General features: G+C 52.5%; 15 protein-coding genes and 5 tRNA genes. 19 read left to right on the top strand and 1 reads right to left on the bottom strand.

Going from position 1 to position 19560, the window contains the following annotated elements; all coding sequences use genetic code 11:
- The first annotated feature begins 214 nt into the window (after nucleotides 1-214).
- The 7 genes from eptB (at nucleotide 215) to dppF (ending at nucleotide 8433) form a co-directional block, all read left to right on the top strand.
- The gene (eptB, locus tag DAI21_RS03420) at nucleotides 215-1906 is read left to right on the top strand and encodes a kdo(2)-lipid A phosphoethanolamine 7''-transferase (protein WP_107702486.1); all 1692 of its coding nucleotides are present in this window, start codon (nucleotides 215-217) and stop codon (nucleotides 1904-1906) included.
- Between the two features lie 91 nt (nucleotides 1907-1997).
- Nucleotides 1998-2074: transfer RNA gene (locus DAI21_RS03415), tRNA-Pro, on the top strand.
- 621 nt (nucleotides 2075-2695) lie between these two features.
- Complete coding sequence (gene dppA / locus DAI21_RS03405; protein WP_107702485.1) at nucleotides 2696-4303, top strand: dipeptide ABC transporter periplasmic-binding protein DppA; 1608 nt, start codon at nucleotides 2696-2698, stop codon at nucleotides 4301-4303.
- Between the two features lie 194 nt (nucleotides 4304-4497).
- Complete coding sequence (gene dppB / locus DAI21_RS03400; RefSeq protein WP_100778115.1) at nucleotides 4498-5517, top strand: dipeptide ABC transporter permease DppB; 1020 nt, start codon at nucleotides 4498-4500, stop codon at nucleotides 5515-5517.
- A 9-nt stretch (nucleotides 5518-5526) separates the two neighbouring features.
- Nucleotides 5527-6429: a dipeptide ABC transporter permease DppC gene (gene dppC, locus DAI21_RS03395; RefSeq protein ID WP_100778114.1), complete on the top strand. Its 903-nt coding sequence runs from the start codon at nucleotides 5527-5529 to the stop codon at nucleotides 6427-6429.
- 10 nt (nucleotides 6430-6439) lie between these two features.
- Nucleotides 6440-7423, top strand: a complete 984-nt coding sequence (gene dppD, locus DAI21_RS03390; protein WP_100778113.1) for a dipeptide ABC transporter ATP-binding protein — start codon at nucleotides 6440-6442, stop codon at nucleotides 7421-7423.
- A complete protein-coding gene (gene dppF / locus DAI21_RS03385; RefSeq protein ID WP_100778112.1) occupies nucleotides 7420-8433 on the top strand; it encodes a dipeptide ABC transporter ATP-binding subunit DppF in 1014 nt (337 codons plus the stop codon). The genes dppD and dppF overlap by 4 nt, the downstream gene beginning before the upstream one ends.
- A gap of 55 nt (nucleotides 8434-8488) precedes the next feature.
- Here the strand turns inward: dppF and coaA are convergent, their stop codons facing one another.
- Complete coding sequence (gene coaA, locus DAI21_RS03380) at nucleotides 8489-9439, bottom strand: type I pantothenate kinase (protein ID WP_100778111.1); 951 nt, start codon at nucleotides 9437-9439, stop codon at nucleotides 8489-8491.
- A gap of 334 nt (nucleotides 9440-9773) precedes the next feature.
- Here coaA and DAI21_RS03375 point away from each other — a divergent pair.
- From DAI21_RS03375 to rpoB, 12 genes are all read left to right on the top strand, one after another.
- Nucleotides 9774-9849 (top strand) — tRNA-Thr (locus DAI21_RS03375).
- 8 nt (nucleotides 9850-9857) lie between these two features.
- Nucleotides 9858-9942 (top strand) — tRNA-Tyr (locus tag DAI21_RS03370).
- A gap of 116 nt (nucleotides 9943-10058) precedes the next feature.
- A tRNA-Gly gene (locus DAI21_RS03365) sits at nucleotides 10059-10133 on the top strand.
- Between the two features lie 6 nt (nucleotides 10134-10139).
- Nucleotides 10140-10215 (top strand) — tRNA-Thr (locus tag DAI21_RS03360).
- Between the two features lie 118 nt (nucleotides 10216-10333).
- Nucleotides 10334-11518 (top strand): elongation factor Tu, encoded by a 1185-nt coding sequence (gene tuf / locus DAI21_RS03355; protein ID WP_100778110.1) that lies wholly within the window; start codon nucleotides 10334-10336, stop codon nucleotides 11516-11518.
- A 228-nt stretch (nucleotides 11519-11746) separates the two neighbouring features.
- Nucleotides 11747-12130 (top strand): preprotein translocase subunit SecE, encoded by a 384-nt coding sequence (gene secE / locus DAI21_RS03350; RefSeq protein ID WP_003862342.1) that lies wholly within the window; start codon nucleotides 11747-11749, stop codon nucleotides 12128-12130.
- A 1-nt stretch (nucleotide 12131) separates the two neighbouring features.
- Nucleotides 12132-12677 carry a transcription termination/antitermination protein NusG gene (gene nusG / locus DAI21_RS03345; protein WP_002438628.1) on the top strand — a complete coding sequence of 182 codons (546 nt, stop codon included), beginning with the start codon at nucleotides 12132-12134 and terminating at the stop codon, nucleotides 12675-12677.
- A gap of 156 nt (nucleotides 12678-12833) precedes the next feature.
- Nucleotides 12834-13262, top strand: coding sequence for a 50S ribosomal protein L11 (gene rplK, locus DAI21_RS03340; protein ID WP_004097640.1), 429 nt, complete (start codon nucleotides 12834-12836; stop codon nucleotides 13260-13262).
- A gap of 3 nt (nucleotides 13263-13265) precedes the next feature.
- Nucleotides 13266-13970, top strand: coding sequence for a 50S ribosomal protein L1 (gene rplA, locus DAI21_RS03335; protein ID WP_100778109.1), 705 nt, complete (start codon nucleotides 13266-13268; stop codon nucleotides 13968-13970).
- Between the two features lie 291 nt (nucleotides 13971-14261).
- Entirely contained in the window at nucleotides 14262-14759 is a 498-nt protein-coding gene (gene rplJ, locus DAI21_RS03325) for a 50S ribosomal protein L10 (protein ID WP_007704673.1), read from the top strand.
- Nucleotides 14760-14825: 66 nt separating this feature from the next.
- Nucleotides 14826-15191 (top strand): 50S ribosomal protein L7/L12, encoded by a 366-nt coding sequence (gene rplL, locus DAI21_RS03320; protein ID WP_095280280.1) that lies wholly within the window; start codon nucleotides 14826-14828, stop codon nucleotides 15189-15191.
- Nucleotides 15192-15511: 320 nt separating this feature from the next.
- Nucleotides 15512-19540, top strand: coding sequence for a DNA-directed RNA polymerase subunit beta (gene rpoB, locus DAI21_RS03315; RefSeq protein ID WP_102105780.1), 4029 nt, complete (start codon nucleotides 15512-15514; stop codon nucleotides 19538-19540).
- The last annotated feature ends 20 nt before the right edge of the window (nucleotides 19541-19560 follow it).

The raw sequence follows: 19560 nt of genomic DNA, 5'->3' as shown, positions 1-19560 counted from the left end.
GCTGAGCGTTCTTTGACCCAATCTGCTTTCGAACTTGATTTTTTGTAAATATCTACTGCAATCACACTCTCTGCTGCCACTTTTTCCTGTCACTGTGGTCTACTTACCACGCTTTAGACGTTTCTGATAACGATCCCCTGAGCGAATATCTACTCTGTTCACTTTTAAAGCTAAAAGTGGATGGCGTGACTGTCCCTTTTTTCGGGTAGCCTGCATGAAATACATTAAATCGATGACGCAACAAAAGCTGAGCTTTTTGCTGGCGTTGTACATCGGCCTGTTTATGAATGGCGCTGTTTTTTTCCGTCGGTTTGACGGGTTCGCGCAAGACTTTACCGCCTGGAAAGGAATCGCAGCGGTTGTTGAGTTGGTTGGTACCGTTCTGGTTACCTTTTTCTTATTACGTCTCCTCTCACTGTTTGGACGCCGCATCTGGCGCGTTCTGGCATCTCTGGTGGTGCTCTGCTCGGCAGGTGCCAGCTATTACATGACTTTTATGAACGTGGTTATTGGCTACGGCATTATTGCCTCAGTCATGACGACGGATATTGACCTCTCGAAAGAGGTGGTCGGCCTGCACTTTATCCTGTGGCTGGTGGGCGTCAGTGCGCTGCCGCTGCTGCTCATCTGGAGTAACCGCTGCCGCTATACCCTGCTGCGTCAGATGCGCACGCCAGGGCAACGCGTCCGAAGCGTCGCGGTGGTACTGCTGGCGGGGCTGATGGTCTGGGGCCCGATTCGTCTGCTTGAAGTGAAGCAGAAGAGTGACGAACGTACTTCTGGCGTGGATTTGCCGAGCTACGGCGGCGTGGTGGCGAACTCCTATCTGCCTTCTAACTGGATTTCCGCGCTGGGCCTGTACGCTTGGGCGCAGGTGGATGAGTCTTCCGATAATAAATCTCTCCTCAATCCGGCGAAGCAGTTCACCTACGAAGCGCCTAAAGATATCGACGATACCTATGTGGTCTTTATCATCGGTGAAACGACGCGCTGGGATCATATGGGGATTTTAGGCTACGACCGCGATACCACGCCGAAACTGGCGCAGGAGAAGAACCTGATCGCTTATCGGGGCTACTCATGTGATACGGCGACCAAGCTGTCGCTGCGCTGCATGTTTGTTCGCGAGGGCGGGGCGGATGACAATCCGCAGCGTACCCTGAAAGAGCAGAACGTCTTCTCGGTGCTGCATCAGCTTGGATTCAGTTCTGATCTCTACGCGATGCAGAGCGAGATGTGGTTTTACAGCAACACGATGGCGCAGAACATTGCCTATCGTGAGCAGATCGGCGCTGAGCCGCGTAACCGCGGCAAGAGCGTTGACGATATGCTGCTGATCGATGAGATGAAAGGCTCGCTGAGCAACAATCAGGATGGGAAGCATATGATCATCCTGCATACCAAAGGTTCGCACTTTAACTACACCCAGCGTTACCCGCGCAGTTTTGCCAAATGGACGCCGGAGTGTGTGGGCGTAGACAAAGACTGCACCAAAGAGCAGCTGATTAACTCTTACGATAACTCGGTGATGTATGTGGATCACTTTATCGAGAGCGTGATTGACCAGGTGCGCGACAAGAAAGCGATTGTTTTCTATGCCGCCGACCACGGTGAGTCGATCAACGAGTATGAGCACTTGCACGGCACGCCGCGCAAGATGGCGCCACCGGAGCAGTTCCGCGTGCCGATGATGGTGTGGATGTCGGATAAATATCTGGAAAACCCGGATAAAGAGAAGATGTTCCAGCACCTGAAACAGCAGGCTGAGATGAAGGTGCCTCGCCGTCACGTTGAGCTGTATGACACCATCATGGGTTGTCTCGGCTATACCTCGCCAGACGGCGGGATTAATGAGAACAACAACTGGTGCCATGTCCCTGATGGTCCGGCGAAAGCCACTAAGTAACCGAGCTGGCGAGTTTCTCGCCAGTCGAATGGCTTTTTGAAGATAAGGGATTGACGAGGGCGCACCCCAGCAGTAAGATGCGCTCCGCATTCGGCGAGTAGCGCAGCTTGGTAGCGCAACTGGTTTGGGACCAGTGGGTCGGAGGTTCGAATCCTCTCTCGCCGACCACATTTAAAAAAGGGCTAACCGCAAGGTTGGCCCTTTTTGCATTATGGACTTATCCACGCCGACTCCCTAAAACGCTCCTTATCCCCGCATTACCCTGCCTGTTAACGATTTTGTGACATAATCCATTGTATTTTTTTATATATGGATTGATCTTTTTTCGCGTTGCTTATGGATAACCTCAGCATTTTCCGCTGTGCGTTTTAACGTTCGCGGCATTTACTGCTCAGATAATCACCATTCTGTAAGAAAATTTACGCGATCTGAATAAATGTTAATCACTGATTGTTGCGAAATATGAAGAGATTTGTGCTGCAAGATGGCGAGTAGCATAAATTTCCCTGCTGAAAATAGGTGACTAAAGTTTTTTTAATCTTTGTTTGCCGTTTCTCACCCTCAACGTAAATCCCCGTCACCTGTATTGACGTTTTCACATTCTGTTGACAGATTGTAGGGCACGAGGGGCATTTCAGGGAGGATCTGCGCTGCAACTCCGACGCTCTTCTGAAAGGAATCTCCATCCCTTATCACGCCTTCGGGCATCACCGACCGGACCGGGTAAAAAATAAATAAAGGTCAGGCGGCGTAACACAACAAAGCAAAACATCACATTGGAGCAGAATAATGAGTATTTCCTTGAAGAAGTCAGGGATGCTGAAGCTTGGTCTGAGCCTGGTCGCTCTCACCGTCGCGGCAAGCGTGCAGGCAAAAACCCTGGTTTACTGTTCTGAAGGCTCGCCGGAAGGCTTTAACCCACAGCTGTTCACCTCTGGTACAACCTACGACGCTAGCTCTGTACCAATCTATAACCGTCTGGTTGAATTCAAAATCGGTACCACGGAAGTTATTCCGGGTCTGGCTGAGAAGTGGGAAATCAGCGAAGACGGCAAAACCTATACCTTCCACTTACGCCAGGGCGTGAAGTGGCAGGACAATAAAGATTTCAAACCAACGCGTGAACTGACTGCGGATGACGTTGTGTTCTCCTTCGACCGTCAGAAAAACGCACAGAACCCGTACCATAAAGTTTCTGGCGGCAGCTACGAATACTTCGAAGGGATGGGTCTGCCGGACCTGATCACCGAAGTGAAAAAAGTGGACGACAAAACCGTTCAGTTCGTTCTGAGCCGTCCTGAAGCGCCATTCCTTGCTGACCTGGCTATGGACTTCGCCTCTATTCTGTCAAAAGAGTATGCGGACAACATGCTGAAAGCAGGCACCCCGGAAAAAGTGGATCTGAACCCAATCGGTACCGGTCCATTCCAGCTGCAGCAGTACCAGAAAGACTCCCGTATTCTGTACAAAGCATTCGAAGGTTACTGGAGTACCAAGCCGCAGATCGACCGTCTGGTCTTCTCCATCACGCCTGACGCGTCCGTGCGTTACGCGAAACTGCAGAAAAACGAGTGCCAGGTGATGCCGTACCCGAACCCGGCTGATATCGCTCGCATGAAGCAGGACAAAAATATCAACCTGCTGGAGCAGGCGGGCCTGAACGTAGGTTACCTCTCCTTCAACACCGAGAAGAAACCGTTTGATGACGTGAAAGTGCGTCAGGCGCTGACTTACGCGGTGAACAAAGAAGCGATCATTAAAGCGGTTTACCAGGGTGCAGGTATTGCTGCCAAGAACCTGATCCCACCAACCATGTGGGGCTACAACGACGACGTTAAAGACTACACCTACGATCCTGAGAAAGCGAAAGCGCTGCTGAAAGAAGCGGGCCAGGATAAAGGCTTTACCGTTGAGCTGTGGGCAATGCCTGTTCAGCGTCCGTACAACCCGAACGCTCGCCGTATGGCTGAGATGGTTCAGGCTGACTGGGCTAAGGTAGGCGTTCAGGCCAAGATCGTCACTTACGAGTGGGGCGAGTACCTGAAGCGTGCTAAAGCTGGCGAACACCAGGCGGTGATGATGGGCTGGACCGGGGACAATGGGGATCCGGACAACTTCTTCGCCACCCTGTTCAGCTGCGCGGCTGCGAAAGATGGTTCTAACTACTCTCGCTGGTGCTACAAGCCGTTTGAAGATCTGATTCAGCCGGCGCGCGCAACGGACGACCACAACAAGCGTATTGAACTCTACAAACAGGCTCAGGTAGTGATGCATGACCAGGCTCCGGCGCTGATCGTGGCTCACTCCACCGTTTACGAGCCAGTGCGTAAAGAAGTCAAAGGCTATGTGGTTGATCCGCTGGGCAAACACCACTTCGAAAACGTCTCTGTTGAATAATTAAAAGCGTCAGGGGTGCATGAGCACCCCGTGCCGGCGGCGCTGCGCGAGCGCGGACCTACAGCGGTAGGCCGGGTCAGCGCAGCGCCCTCCGGCAGCAGTGCTTTATTCCCTCTTCGCGGAGGGAATAAGATTTGTGAGCAATACAGACGTCACCGCCTGCGGGCAGTACGTCATTAGAGAGAATCCGGGATATGTTGCAGTTCATCCTCCGACGTCTGGGACTTGTCATCCCCACGTTTATCGGTATCACCCTTCTCACTTTTGCCTTCGTCCATATGATCCCCGGCGACCCGGTAATGATTATGGCGGGTGAGCGTGGTATCTCCCCTGAACGCCATGCGCAGCTGCTGGCCGAACTCGGCCTCGATAAGCCGATGTGGCAGCAGTATCTCCATTACATTTGGGGCGTCCTGCACGGTGATTTAGGGATTTCGCTGAAAAGCCGTCTTCCGGTGTGGGACGAGTTTGTGCCGCGTTTTAAAGCGACGCTGGAACTCGGTATCTGCGCCATGATTTTTGCCGTTGCTGTCGGTATCCCCGTTGGTGTTCTGGCTGCCGTTAAGCGCGGTTCAATCTTCGATCACACCGCGGTTGGCCTGGCGCTGACCGGTTACTCCATGCCTATCTTCTGGTGGGGCATGATGCTGATCATGCTGGTCTCCGTGCAACTCAACCTGACGCCGGTCTCTGGACGGGTGAGCGACATGGTGTTCCTTGATGATTCCAACCCGCTCACCGGCTTTATGCTGATTGATACGGCCATCTGGGGCGAAGAGGGCAACTTCATTGATGCGCTGGCGCATATGATCCTGCCTGCGATGGTGCTCGGGACAATTCCTCTGGCTGTAATTGTACGTATGACGCGCTCGTCAATGCTGGAAGTACTGGGAGAGGATTACATCCGTACCGCCCGCGCCAAAGGTCTGACCCGTATGCGCGTCATCATCGTCCATGCGTTGCGTAACGCGATGCTGCCTGTCGTGACGGTGATCGGCTTGCAGGTGGGGACATTGCTGGCCGGGGCGATCCTGACCGAAACCATCTTCTCCTGGCCGGGCCTGGGACGTTGGCTGATCGATGCGCTGCAACGCCGTGACTATCCGGTTGTGCAGGGCGGTGTACTGCTGGTGGCGACGATGATTATCCTCGTCAACCTGCTGGTCGATTTGCTGTACGGCGTGGTGAACCCGCGTATTCGTCATAAGAAGTAAGGGGCCATCATGTCACAAGTTACTCAAAATAAAGCTGTTGCTGCCCCGGTGCCAATGACGCCGATGCAGGAGTTCTGGCATTACTTCAAACGCAACAAAGGCGCCGTGGTCGGACTGGTGTATGTCACCATCATGATCATTATCGCCGTGTTTGCGAACGTGCTGGCGCCGTATAACCCGGCGGATCAGTTCCGCGACGTGCTGCTGGCTCCGCCAGCCTGGCAGGATGGCGGGACCTTCGCCCATCTGCTCGGCACGGATGACGTGGGCCGCGATGTGTTATCGCGTCTGATGTACGGTGCGCGTCTGTCGCTGCTGGTAGGGTGCCTGGTGGTGGTACTGTCGCTGATCCTCGGGGTTATCCTCGGACTGGTTGCCGGCTACTTCGGCGGTCTGATCGACAACATCATTATGCGTGTGGTCGACATCATGCTGGCCCTGCCAAGCCTGCTGTTGGCGCTGGTCCTTGTGGCGGTGTTTGGGCCATCGATAGGTAACGCGGCGCTGGCCCTGACGTTCGTGGCACTCCCTCACTACGTACGATTAACACGTGCGGCGGTGCTGGTGGAAGTGAACCGCGATTATGTCACCGCTTCACGTGTGGCGGGCGCGGGCGCGCTGCGCCAGATGTTCGTCAATATTCTCCCGAACTGCCTTGCGCCGCTGATCGTTCAGGCGTCGCTCGGTTTCTCTAACGCCATTCTCGATATGGCTGCTCTTGGCTTCCTTGGCATGGGTGCGCAACCGCCAACACCGGAGTGGGGCACGATGCTCGCCGATGTGTTGCAGTTCGCGCAAAGCGCATGGTGGGTCGTGACCTTCCCGGGTCTGGCGATTCTGCTGACGGTGCTGGCATTTAACCTGATGGGTGATGGTCTGCGTGATGCACTTGATCCCAAACTGAAGCAGTAAGAGGCACGAGATGGCGTTATTAAATGTAGATAAATTATCGGTGCACTTCGGTGACGTGGGCTCCGAGTTTCGTGCCGTAGACCGTATCAGCTACAGCGTGAATCAGGGTGAAGTGGTTGGCATTGTGGGTGAGTCTGGCTCGGGTAAATCTGTCAGCTCACTGGCGATCATGGGTCTTATTGATTACCCCGGCCGCGTGATGGCGGAAAGCCTGGAGTTCAACGGCCAGGATCTGAAGCGCATCTCCGAGAAGCAGCGCCGCCAGCTGGTGGGCGCTGAAGTGGCGATGATCTTCCAGGACCCAATGACCAGTCTGAACCCGTGCTATACCGTCGGTTTCCAGATTATGGAAGCGATCAAAGTGCATCAGGGTGGGAATAAGAAAACCCGTCGCCAGCGCGCGATCGACCTGCTTACGCAGGTGGGGATTCCCGATCCGGCATCACGTCTGGATGTTTATCCGCACCAGCTGTCTGGTGGGATGAGCCAGCGCGTGATGATCGCTATGGCGATTGCCTGTCGACCGAAGCTGCTGATTGCGGATGAACCGACCACGGCGCTGGACGTGACCATTCAGGCGCAGATCATCGAGCTGCTGCTGGAATTGCAGCAGAAAGAGAACATGGCGCTGGTGCTGATTACCCACGATCTGGCGCTGGTGGCCGAAGCCGCTCACAAAATTATCGTGATGTATGCCGGTCAAGTCGTGGAGGCCGGAAGCTCGCACGATATTTTCCGCGCGCCGCGTCACCCGTATACCCAGGCGCTCCTGCGTGCGCTGCCGGAGTTTGCTCAGGATAAAGCACGTCTGGCGTCGTTGCCGGGCGTCGTCCCAGGTAAATATGACCGCCCGACGGGCTGTCTGCTGAATCCGCGCTGCCCGTACGCGACAGATAAGTGTCGTGCTGAAGAGCCAGAACTGAACACCCTCCCAGGTGGTCGTCAGTCTAAATGTCACTACCCACTTGATGATGCCGGGAGGCCAACACTATGAGTACGCAAGAGGCCGCCAAACAACAGCCGCTGTTGCAGGCCATCGATCTGAAAAAACACTATCCGGTGAAAAAGGGGATTTTTGCCCCTGAACGCCTGGTGAAAGCGCTGGATGGGGTGTCGTTCACTCTGGAACGTGGCAAAACGCTGGCTGTGGTCGGTGAATCGGGCTGTGGTAAATCCACGCTGGGTCGTCTGCTGACGATGATTGAAACCCCGACCGGTGGCGAGCTGTACTATCAGGGCCAGGATCTGCTCAAGCACGATCCCCAGGCACAGAAGCTGCGCCGTCAGAAAATCCAGATTGTGTTCCAGAACCCGTACGGTTCTCTGAACCCGCGTAAAAAAGTGGGACAGATTCTGGAAGAGCCGCTGCAAATTAACAGCGATCTCAACAAAGAGCAGCGCCGTGAAAAAGCGCTGGCGATGATGGCGAAAGTGGGTCTTAAAACCGAGCACTACGATCGCTATCCGCACATGTTCTCTGGCGGTCAGCGTCAGCGTATCGCTATCGCGCGTGGTCTGATGCTGGACCCAGACGTGGTGATTGCCGATGAACCGGTCTCTGCGCTCGACGTGTCCGTGCGTGCGCAGGTGCTGAACCTGATGATGGATTTGCAGCAGGATCTGGGGCTGTCGTATGTGTTTATCTCCCACGACCTGTCCGTGGTGGAGCACATTGCTGATGAAGTGATGGTGATGTATCTCGGGCGCTGCGTGGAGAAGGGGACCAAAGACCAGATCTTTAATAATCCTCGTCATCCGTATACGCAAGCACTGCTGTCGGCCACACCGCGTCTGAATCCGGACGATCGCCGTGAGCGTATTAAGCTGACGGGCGAGCTGCCAAGCCCGCTGAATCCACCGCCGGGTTGTGCGTTCAACGCCCGCTGCCGTCGCCGCTTTGGTCCTTGTACTCAGTTACAGCCGCAGTTGAAAGATTACGGCGGTCAACTGGTGGCCTGCTTTGCGGTCGATCAGGATGAAAACGGTGAGAAACCGCACGCATAATGCGTAAACAAAAAAACCGGCGATTATCGCCGGTTTTTTTATGTCTGCTAATCCACTATTTTCGCAGGCGAATCTGGTCTACGGCGTGGTTTTCACTTTTCGTTAGAATCAGGCTCGCGCGCTCGCGCGTCGGCAGGATGTTCTCTTTCAGGTTCACGTAGTTAATCTCATTCCAGAGCGATGTCGCTACGTTGACCGCTTCCTCTTCAGAAAGCTGGGCGTAGTTATGGAAGTAAGAGTCAGGGTCGGTAAACGCCCCTTCACGGAACTTCAGGAAACGGTTGATATACCAGTTTTGCAGCAGATCTTCCGGCGCATCGACATATATAGAGAAGTCGACGAAGTCGGAGACAAACACATGATGTGGGTCGTGCGGGTAATCCATGCCGCTTTGCAGCACGTTTAGCCCTTCGAGGATCAGAATATCCGGTTGTGCCACCGTTTTATCGCCATCTGGGATGCGGTCGTAAATCAGATGGGAATAGACCGGCGCCGTGACGTTTGGTGCGCCAGATTTCAGATCTGAAACGAATTTCACCAGGCGGTGCATATCGTATGAAAGAGGAAAGCCTTTCTTCTTCATCAGGCCGCGCTCTTTCAGCACCTCGTTCGGATGCAGGAAGCCGTCTGTGGTGATCAGCTCGACGCTGCGATGTTCAGGCCAGCGGCTCAACAGCGCTTGCAGAACACGTGCAGTAGTACTTTTACCGACCGCCACGCTGCCCGCGATGCTGATGATATAAGGAATACGCTGGCCGTTAGTGCCAAGGAACTGCTCCAGTACCGCCTGACGACGCAGGTTGGAGCTTATATAGAAGTTAAGCAAGCGGGACAGTGGCAGATAGATCTCTGCAACCTCCTCCAGCGACAGGTCTTCGTTGATCCCCTTTAACCGCGCAATTTCCCCTTCCGTTAAGGTCATGGGGACGGAGTCACGCAGAGCGGCCCACTGGCTGCGGTTAAACTGAAGATAGGGTGTCATTAACGATTGCTCTTTTTTGCTCATAAGCGTGTTCAGTGAACCCTTTGTCTGCGCGGCAACGCGTTCGTGGCGGCAGCGGTTCATCACTTAGTAGTTAAATTTGGACAATGGGCAGGAGGTTAACACCAGATGGCGGGAATAATAAGAAAAAATATAGACAAGTGATGCTTTACGCGGAGGGCATCACGATACGCTATAGGTGGGTTATTTGCGGTGCTTATGCTGAATATTTGAACGGCAATGAACGAAATATCAGCGTTTTTCCCTTCTGGCGCACAAAATCTGAGCGAAAGAACATTTTATGCAATTTTTTAGTTGCATGACTGCTCATGCCCCCATAGAATGCGCGCTACTTGATGCCGACTTAGCTCAGTAGGTAGAGCAACTGACTTGTAATCAGTAGGTCACCAGTTCGATTCCGGTAGTCGGCACCATCAAGTCCGGTGGGGTTCCCGAGCGGCCAAAGGGAGCAGACTGTAAATCTGCCGTCACAGACTTCGAAGGTTCGAATCCTTCCCCCACCACCACTTTCTGGCAGCGTTATCGCCGCCTGAGCTGGCTAAAACATTAATCAGCTCAAAACATAAAAAGAGAGAAATCTCTTTTTTGTTACAGAAAGAACTGGGTAGCCGAGTTTCAGGATGCGGGCATCGTATAATGGCTATTACCTCAGCCTTCCAAGCTGATGATGCGGGTTCGATTCCCGCTGCCCGCTCCAAGACGTGCTGATATGGCTCAGTTGGTAGAGCGCACCCTTGGTAAGGGTGAGGTCCCCAGTTCGACTCTGGGTATCAGCACCACTTCACTTCTCCTCCCTGTTTCTCTCTGTTACCTTTAAAAAGCATTCAACAGTTCAGGCATATTGCCTGGTTGATGTGGTGATATCACCGATTTATCCGTGTCTTAGAGGGACAATCGATGTCTAAAGAAAAGTTTGAACGTACAAAACCGCACGTTAACGTCGGTACTATCGGCCACGTTGACCATGGTAAAACAACGCTGACCGCTGCAATCACTACCGTTCTGGCTAAAACCTACGGTGGTTCTGCTCGTGCATTCGATCAGATCGATAACGCACCAGAAGAAAAAGCTCGTGGTATCACCATCAACACTTCCCACGTTGAATATGACACCCCGACTCGCCACTACGCACACGTAGACTGCCCGGGCCACGCCGACTATGTTAAAAACATGATCACCGGTGCTGCTCAGATGGATGGCGCAATCCTGGTTGTTGCTGCGACTGACGGCCCTATGCCTCAGACTCGTGAGCACATCCTGCTGGGTCGTCAGGTTGGCGTTCCTTACATCATCGTGTTCCTGAACAAATGTGACATGGTTGATGACGAAGAGCTGCTGGAACTGGTTGAAATGGAAGTTCGTGAACTTCTGTCCCAGTACGACTTCCCAGGTGATGATACTCCAATTATCCGTGGTTCTGCTCTGAAAGCGCTGGAAGGCGAAGCAGAGTGGGAAGCTAAAATCGTTGAGCTGGCTGGCTTCCTGGATTCTTACATCCCAGAACCAGAGCGTGCGATTGACAAGCCGTTCCTGCTGCCTATCGAAGACGTATTCTCCATCTCCGGCCGTGGTACTGTTGTTACCGGTCGTGTAGAGCGCGGTATCGTTAAAGTTGGCGAAGAAGTTGAAATCGTTGGTATCAAAGAGACTGCTAAGTCTACCTGTACTGGCGTTGAAATGTTCCGCAAACTGCTGGACGAAGGCCGTGCTGGTGAGAACGTTGGTGTTCTGCTGCGTGGTATCAAACGTGAAGAAATCGAACGTGGTCAGGTACTGGCTAAGCCAGGCTCTATCAAGCCGCACACCAAATTCGAATCTGAAGTTTACATCCTGTCCAAAGATGAAGGCGGCCGTCATACTCCGTTCTTCAAAGGCTACCGTCCACAGTTCTACTTCCGTACAACTGACGTGACCGGTACCATCGAACTGCCAGAAGGCGTAGAGATGGTAATGCCAGGCGACAACATCAAAATGGTTGTTACCCTGATCCACCCAATCGCGATGGATGACGGTCTGCGTTTCGCAATCCGTGAAGGCGGCCGTACTGTTGGTGCAGGCGTTGTTGCTAAAGTTCTCGGCTAATCGCTGATAACATTTGACGCAATGCGCAATAAAAGGGCATCATTTGATGCCCTTTTTGCACGCTTTCGAACCAGAACCTGGCTCATCAGTGATTTTTTTTGTCATAATCATTGCTGAGACAGGCTCTGTAGAGGGCGTTTAGTCCGAAAAGCGATTGGTTTTTCGGGTTGGATCGCCTCGCTCTCGCGGGGTGAAATTGTTTGTAGAATACTTCTGACAGGTTGGTTTATGAGTGCGAATACCGAAGCTCAAGGGAGCGGTCGCGGCCTGGAAGCGATGAAGTGGGTAGTTGTGGCCGTGCTGCTGATTGTGGCTATTGTTGGCAACTACCTCTATCGTGACATGATGCTGCCGTTGCGTGCGCTGGCCGTAGTAATTCTTATTGCTGCAGCGGGTGGTGTCGCGCTGTTGACGACAAAAGGTAAAGCGACCGTTGCTTTTGCCCGCGAAGCGCGAACCGAAGTTCGCAAGGTCATTTGGCCGACTCGCCAGGAAACATTGCACACCACGCTGATTGTGGCAGCAGTGACAGCAGTCATGTCACTGATTCTGTGGGGACTGGATGGTATTCTGGTTCGCCTGGTTTCCTTTATCACTGGCCTGAGGTTCTAAGATGTCTGAAGCCCCTAAAAAGCGCTGGTACGTCGTTCAGGCGTTCTCCGGTTTTGAAGGCCGCGTAGCCACTTCGCTGCGTGAGCATATCAAATTACACAATATGGAAGAGTTGTTTGGTGAAGTCATGGTTCCGACCGAAGAAGTGGTCGAGATCCGTGGTGGCCAGCGTCGCAAAAGCGAGCGCAAATTCTTCCCGGGTTACGTGCTGGTTCAGATGGTGATGAACGATGCAAGCTGGCACCTGGTGCGCAGCGTCCCGCGCGTAATGGGCTTTATCGGCGGCACGTCCGATCGTCCGGCACCAATCAGCGACAAAGAAGTTGATGCGATTATGAACCGCCTGCAGCAGGTTGGTGATAAGCCGCGTCCGAAAACGCTGTTTGAACCGGGTGAAATGGTTCGTGTTAGCGACGGTCCGTTTGCTGACTTTAACGGCGTGGTTGAAGAAGTGGACTACGAGAAGTCCCGCCTGAAAGTTTCTGTTTCTATCTTCGGTCGTGCGACCCCGGTAGAACTGGACTTTGCCCAGGTAGAAAAAGCCTAAGCAGCCGATCAAAAAAGCGGCGATTTAATCGTTGCACAGGGCGCGAGATTGGAATACAATTTCGCGCCTTTTGTTTTTATGGGTTCCGACCCGTAAAACGATATTTATCACGGGGAGCCTCCTTGAGGCGCTATAACCCATTTAGAGGATTTTAGAATGGCTAAGAAAGTACAAGCCTATGTCAAGCTGCAGGTTGCAGCTGGTATGGCTAACCCAAGTCCACCAGTTGGTCCAGCTCTGGGTCAGCAGGGTGTTAACATCATGGAATTCTGTAAAGCGTTCAACGCAAAAACTGAATCCCTTGAAAAAGGTTTGCCAATTCCGGTTGTTATCACCGTATATGCTGACCGTTCTTTCACTTTCGTTACCAAGACCCCGCCGGCAGCAGTACTGCTGAAAAAAGCGGCTGGTATCAAGTCTGGTTCCGGTAAGCCGAACAAAGATAAAGTTGGTAAAATTTCCCGCGCTCAGCTGCAGGAAATCGCGCAGACCAAAGCTGCCGACATGACTGGTTCCGACATTGAAGCGATGACTCGCTCCATTGAAGGTACTGCACGTTCCATGGGCCTGGTAGTGGAGGACTAAGAAATGGCTAAACTGACCAAGCGCATGTCCGTGATCCGTGACAAAGTTGATGCGACCAAACAATACGACATCACCGAAGCTATCGCTCTGCTGAAAGAACTGGCTACCGCTAAGTTCGTTGAAAGCGTTGACGTTGCTGTAAACCTCGGTATCGACGCTCGTAAATCTGATCAGAACGTTCGTGGCGCAACTGTACTGCCACACGGTACTGGCCGTTCCGTACGCGTAGCTGTATTTGCTCAGGGTGCAAACGCTGAAGCTGCTAAAGCTGCTGGCGCTGAACTGGTAGGTATGGAAGATCTGGCTGATCAGATCAAAAAAGGCGAAATGAACTTTGACGTTGTTATTGCTTCCCCGGATGCAATGCGCGTTGTTGGCCAGCTGGGCCAGGTTCTGGGTCCACGCGGCCTGATGCCAAACCCTAAAGTTGGTACTGTAACTCCTAACGTTGCTGAAGCGGTTAAGAACGCTAAAGCGGGTCAGGTTCGTTATCGTAACGACAAAAACGGCATCATCCACACTACCATCGGTAAAGTGGACTTCGACGCTGACAAATTGAAAGAAAACCTGGAATCTCTGCTGGTTGCGCTGAAAAAAGCAAAACCAACTCAGGCGAAAGGCGTGTACATCAAGAAAATTAGCATCTCCACCACTATGGGTGCAGGTGTTGCAGTTGACCAGGCTGGCCTGAGCGCTGCTGCAAACTAATACCTTTACGTGGGCGGTGGATTTGTCTACAATCTTACCCCCACGTTTGCTAACAAAAGTTAGCAGGTAAAAAGATTTGTTCGTTGGAGCCTGGCCTAATCCAGGCCTCCGTCGAAGACCGCAGGTGTCTCGAAAGAGGCTTAATGCCCTGCGTAGACGGTGACAGAACGCTAAGATTATTTCTGATACTCTGGCTTGTTTCTGCTCACCGTATTAAGACGCTCTTTCCGTTGGGAAGAGTGAAGTGAGTTCCGGAACATGAGTTCCGGCAAACATCCAGGAGCAAAGCTAATGGCTTTAAATCTTCAAGACAAACAAGCGATTGTTGCTGAAGTCAGCGAAGTAGCCAAAGGCGCGCTGTCTGCAGTAGTTGCGGATTCCCGCGGCGTAACTGTAGACAAAATGACTGAACTGCGTAAAGCAGGTCGCGAAGCCGGCGTATACATGCGTGTTGTTCGTAACACCCTGCTGCGCCGTGTTGTTGAAGGTACTCAGTTTGAGTGCCTGAAAGACGCGTTCGTTGGTCCGACCCTGATTGCATATTCTATGGAACACCCGGGCGCAGCTGCTCGTCTGTTCAAAGATTTCGCGAAAGCGAATGCAAAATTTGAGGTCAAAGCCGCAGCCTTTGAAGGTGAGTTGATCCCGGCATCGCAAATCGATCGCCTGGCAACCCTGCCGACCTACGAAGAAGCAATTGCACGCCTGATGGCAACCATGAAAGAAGCTTCGGCTGGCAAACTGGTTCGCACTCTGGCTGCTGTTCGCGATGCAAAAGAAGCTGCTTAATAGCCGTTTTCTTTATCAAGCATTCGCTTACGTATAAACTTATTCTGATTTTCAGGAACAATTTAAATGTCTATCACTAAAGATCAAATCATTGAAGCAGTTGCAGCTATGTCCGTAATGGACGTTGTAGAACTGATTTCTGCAATGGAAGAAAAATTCGGTGTTTCCGCTGCTGCTGCTGTAGCTGTAGCTGCTGGCCCGGCTGAAGCTGCTGAAGAAAAAACTGAATTCGACGTAATTCTGAAAGCTGCTGGCGCTAACAAAGTTGCTGTAATCAAAGCAGTACGTAGCGCAACTGGCCTGGGTCTGAAAGAAGCTAAAGACCTGGTAGAATCTGCTCCAGCCGCTCTGAAAGAAGGCGTGAGCAAAGATGACGCAGAAGCACTGAAAAAATCTCTGGAAGAAGCTGGCGCTGAAGTTGAAGTTAAATAAGCCAACCCTTCCGGTTGCAGCCTGAGAAATTAGGCTGATGGCTGGTGACTTTTTAGTCACCAGCCTTTTTGCGCTGTAAGGCGCCAGTAGCATTTCACACTGTTTGACTGCTGGTTGTCCTGACAATGCTTGTTTCTATCGACGCCTTAATATACTGCGACAGGGTGCTCGCTCTGTGTAAATCGCAACGAAATGGTTTAAGCGTGATAGCAACAGGTATTGCGGAAAGTATTCAATTTTCCGATCAACAAAACGGTGTTGCACAAACTGTCCCTTCGTCGGACAGATGGGTCGACTTGTCAGCGAGCTGAGGAACCCTAATGGTTTACTCCTATACCGAGAAAAAACGTATTCGTAAGGATTTTGGTAAACGTCCACAAGTTCTGGATATACCTTATCTCCTTTCTATCCAGCTTGACTCGTTCCAGAAGTTTATCGAGCAAGATCCTGAAGGGCAGTATGGTCTGGAAGCAGCCTTCCGTTCCGTATTCCCAATCAAAAGCTATAGCGGTAATTCTGAGCTGCAATACGTCAGCTACCGCCTTGGCGAACCGGTATTTGACGTTCAGGAATGTCAGATCCGTGGTGTGACCTATTCCGCACCGCTGCGCGTCAAACTGCGTCTGGTTGTCTATGAGCGCGAAGCGCCAGAAGGCACCGTTAAAGACATTAAAGAACAAGAAGTCTACATGGGTGAAATTCCACTCATGACGGACAACGGTACTTTTGTCATCAACGGCACAGAGCGTGTTATCGTTTCCCAGCTGCATCGTAGCCCGGGTGTCTTCTTCGACAGCGATAAAGGTAAAACACACTCTTCCGGTAAAGTACTGTATAACGCGCGCATCATTCCTTACCGTGGTTCATGGCTGGACTTCGAGTTCGATCCGAAAGACAACCTGTTTGTCCGTATCGACCGTCGTCGTAAACTGCCAGCGACCATCATTCTGCGTGCGTTGAGCTATACCACTGAGCAGATCCTTGACCTGTTCTTCGAGAAAGTGATCTTTGAGATCCGCGACAACAAGCTGCAAATGGAGCTGCTGCCGGAACGTCTGCGTGGCGAAACCGCGTCGTTCGACATCGAATCCGACGGCAAAGTGTACGTGGAAAAAGGTCGCCGTATCACTGCGCGCCATATCCGCCAGCTGGAAAAAGATGAAATCAAACACATCGAAGTTCCGGTTGAATACATCGCGGGCAAAGTGGCAGCAAAAGATTACGTTGATGCTTCAACTGGCGAACTGATCTGCCCGGCTAACATGGAGCTGAGCCTGGATCTGTTGGCTAAGCTGAGCCAGTCTGGTCACAAACGTATCGAAACGCTGTTCACCAACGATCTGGATCACGGTCCGTACATCTCTGAGACTGTACGCGTCGACCCAACTAACGATCGTCTGAGCGCGCTGGTAGAAATCTACCGCATGATGCGCCCTGGTGAGCCACCAACGCGTGAAGCGGCTGAAAGCCTGTTTGAGAACCTGTTCTTCTCCGAAGACCGCTACGATCTGTCCGCGGTTGGTCGTATGAAGTTCAACCGTTCTCTGCTGCGTGACGCGATCGAAGGTTCCGGTATCCTGAGCAAAGAAGACATCATCGAAGTGATGAAAAAGCTCATTGATATCCGTAACGGCAAAGGCGAAGTGGATGATATCGACCACCTCGGCAACCGTCGTATCCGTTCCGTAGGCGAAATGGCGGAAAACCAATTCCGTGTTGGCCTGGTACGTGTTGAGCGTGCGGTGAAAGAGCGTCTGTCTCTGGGCGATCTGGATACCCTGATGCCTCAGGATATGATCAACGCCAAGCCAATTTCTGCCGCAGTGAAAGAGTTCTTTGGTTCCAGCCAGCTGTCTCAGTTCATGGACCAGAACAACCCACTGTCTGAGATTACGCACAAACGTCGTATCTCTGCACTCGGCCCAGGCGGTCTGACCCGTGAACGTGCAGGCTTTGAAGTTCGAGACGTACACCCGACTCACTACGGTCGCGTATGTCCAATCGAAACGCCTGAAGGTCCAAACATCGGTCTGATCAACTCCCTGTCCGTGTACGCACAGACTAACGAATACGGTTTCCTTGAGACTCCGTACCGTAAAGTGACTGACGGTGTTGTAACCGACGAAATTCATTACCTGTCTGCTATCGAAGAAGGTAACTACGTCATCGCTCAGGCGAACACCAACCTGGACGAAGAAGGTCGTTTCGTTGACGATCTCGTTACCTGCCGTAGCAAAGGCGAATCCAGCCTGTTCAGCAATGATCAGGTGGACTACATGGACGTTTCCACGCAGCAGATCGTTTCTGTTGGTGCGTCCCTGATTCCATTCCTGGAACACGATGACGCCAACCGTGCATTGATGGGTGCGAACATGCAACGTCAGGCGGTTCCGACTCTGCGCGCTGATAAGCCGCTGGTTGGTACCGGTATGGAACGTGCTGTTGCCGTTGACTCCGGTGTAACCGCGGTTGCTAAACGTGGCGGTACTGTTCAGTACGTTGATGCTTCCCGTATCGTTATCAAAGTTAACGAAGACGAGATGTATCCGGGCGAAGCAGGCATCGACATCTATAACCTGACGAAGTACACCCGTTCTAACCAGAACACCTGCATCAACCAGATGCCGTGTGTGTCTCTGGGTGAGCCGGTTGAGCGCGGCGACGTGCTGGCAGATGGTCCGTCTACCGATCTCGGTGAACTGGCGCTCGGTCAGAACATGCGCGTAGCGTTCATGCCGTGGAACGGTTACAACTTCGAAGACTCCATCCTCGTGTCCGAGCGTGTGGTCCAGGAAGATCGTTTCACCACGATTCACATTCAGGAACTGGCATGTGTGTCCCGTGACACCAAGCTGGGGCCAGAAGAGATCACTGCTGACATCCCGAACGTGGGTGAAGCTGCGCTCTCTAAACTTGATGAATCCGGTATCGTTTACATCGGTGCAGAAGTGACCGGCGGCGACATTCTGGTTGGTAAGGTAACGCCGAAAGGTGAAACCCAGCTGACGCCAGAAGAGAAACTGCTGCGTGCCATCTTCGGTGAGAAAGCGTCTGACGTTAAAGACTCTTCTCTGCGTGTACCAAACGGTGTTTCCGGTACGGTTATCGACGTTCAGGTCTTTACTCGCGATGGCGTAGAAAAAGACAAACGCGCGCTGGAAATCGAAGAGATGCAGCTGAAGCAGGCGAAAAAAGACCTGTCTGAAGAACTGCAGATCCTCGAAGCTGGCCTGTTTAGTCGTATCTATGCTGCGCTGGTCTCCGGTGGCATCGAAGCTGAGAAGCTCGACAAACTGCCTCGCGACCGCTGGCTGGAACTGGGCCTGGCCGACGAAGAGAAACAAAGTCAGCTGGAACAACTGGCTGAGCAGTACGACGAACTGAAACACGAGTTCGAGAAAAAACTCGAAGCGAAACGCCGCAAAATCACTCAGGGCGACGATCTGGCACCAGGCGTGCTGAAGATTGTTAAGGTTTATCTGGCCGTTAAACGTCAGATTCAGCCTGGTGATAAAATGGCAGGTCGTCACGGTAACAAAGGTGTTATCTCCAAGATCAACCCGATCGAAGATATGCCTCACGATGCTAACGGTACGCCGGTAGATATCGTGCTGAACCCACTGGGTGTACCGTCTCGTATGAACATTGGTCAGATCCTTGAAACTCACCTGGGTATGGCTGCGAAAGGTATCGGCGAGAAAATCAACGCCATGCTGAAGCAGCAGGAAGAAGTCGCGAAACTGCGCGAATTCATCCAGCGTGCGTACGATCTGGGCACTGATGTTCGTCAGAAAGTTGACCTGAACACCTTCAGCGATGACGAAGTTCTGCGTCTGGCTGAGAACCTGAAAAAAGGCATGCCGATCGCAACACCGGTCTTCGATGGTGCGAAAGAGTCTGAAATCAAGGAACTGTTACAGCTGGGTGGCCTGCCGACTTCCGGTCAGATCACACTGTTCGACGGTCGTACCGGTGAGCAATTCGAGCGCCAGGTTACCGTTGGCTACATGTACATGCTGAAACTGAACCACCTGGTTGATGACAAGATGCATGCGCGTTCTACCGGTTCTTACAGCCTGGTTACTCAGCAGCCGCTGGGTGGTAAGGCGCAGTTCGGTGGTCAGCGCTTCGGTGAGATGGAAGTGTGGGCGCTTGAAGCATATGGCGCGGCATACACCCTGCAGGAAATGCTTACCGTTAAGTCTGATGACGTGAACGGCCGTACGAAGATGTATAAAAACATCGTCGACGGTAACCATCAGATGGAACCGGGCATGCCGGAATCCTTCAACGTACTGTTGAAAGAGATCCGTTCCCTGGGTATCAACATCGAGCTGGAAGACGAGTAACTCTCGCTCAAACAGGTCAC

The sequence above is a fragment of the Lelliottia sp. WB101 genome, from assembly GCF_003051885.1.
In the GTDB taxonomy this organism is placed as follows: domain Bacteria; phylum Pseudomonadota; class Gammaproteobacteria; order Enterobacterales; family Enterobacteriaceae; genus Enterobacter; species Enterobacter nimipressuralis.
Note: the sequence above shows the minus strand (reverse complement) of the source record. Positions and strands in the feature narration are given on the sequence as shown.

Excerpts from the sequence above, each read along its gene's own strand:
- eptB (WP_107702486.1), top strand. The coding sequence starts at position 215 with ATGAAATACATTAAATCGATGACGCAACAAAAGCTGAGCTTTTTGCTG.
- dppA (WP_107702485.1), top strand. The coding sequence starts at position 2,696 with ATGAGTATTTCCTTGAAGAAGTCAGGGATGCTGAAGCTTGGTCTGAGC.
- dppB (WP_100778115.1), top strand. The coding sequence starts at position 4,498 with ATGTTGCAGTTCATCCTCCGACGTCTGGGACTTGTCATCCCCACGTTT.
- dppC (WP_100778114.1), top strand. The coding sequence starts at position 5,527 with ATGTCACAAGTTACTCAAAATAAAGCTGTTGCTGCCCCGGTGCCAATG.
- dppD (WP_100778113.1), top strand. The coding sequence starts at position 6,440 with ATGGCGTTATTAAATGTAGATAAATTATCGGTGCACTTCGGTGACGTG.
- dppF (WP_100778112.1), top strand. The coding sequence starts at position 7,420 with ATGAGTACGCAAGAGGCCGCCAAACAACAGCCGCTGTTGCAGGCCATC.
- coaA (WP_100778111.1), bottom strand. The coding sequence starts at position 9,439 with ATGAGCAAAAAAGAGCAATCGTTAATGACACCCTATCTTCAGTTTAAC.
- tuf (WP_100778110.1), top strand. The coding sequence starts at position 10,334 with ATGTCTAAAGAAAAGTTTGAACGTACAAAACCGCACGTTAACGTCGGT.
- secE (WP_003862342.1), top strand. The coding sequence starts at position 11,747 with ATGAGTGCGAATACCGAAGCTCAAGGGAGCGGTCGCGGCCTGGAAGCG.
- nusG (WP_002438628.1), top strand. The coding sequence starts at position 12,132 with ATGTCTGAAGCCCCTAAAAAGCGCTGGTACGTCGTTCAGGCGTTCTCC.
- rplK (WP_004097640.1), top strand. The coding sequence starts at position 12,834 with ATGGCTAAGAAAGTACAAGCCTATGTCAAGCTGCAGGTTGCAGCTGGT.
- rplA (WP_100778109.1), top strand. The coding sequence starts at position 13,266 with ATGGCTAAACTGACCAAGCGCATGTCCGTGATCCGTGACAAAGTTGAT.
- rplJ (WP_007704673.1), top strand. The coding sequence starts at position 14,262 with ATGGCTTTAAATCTTCAAGACAAACAAGCGATTGTTGCTGAAGTCAGC.
- rplL (WP_095280280.1), top strand. The coding sequence starts at position 14,826 with ATGTCTATCACTAAAGATCAAATCATTGAAGCAGTTGCAGCTATGTCC.
- rpoB (WP_102105780.1), top strand. The coding sequence starts at position 15,512 with ATGGTTTACTCCTATACCGAGAAAAAACGTATTCGTAAGGATTTTGGT.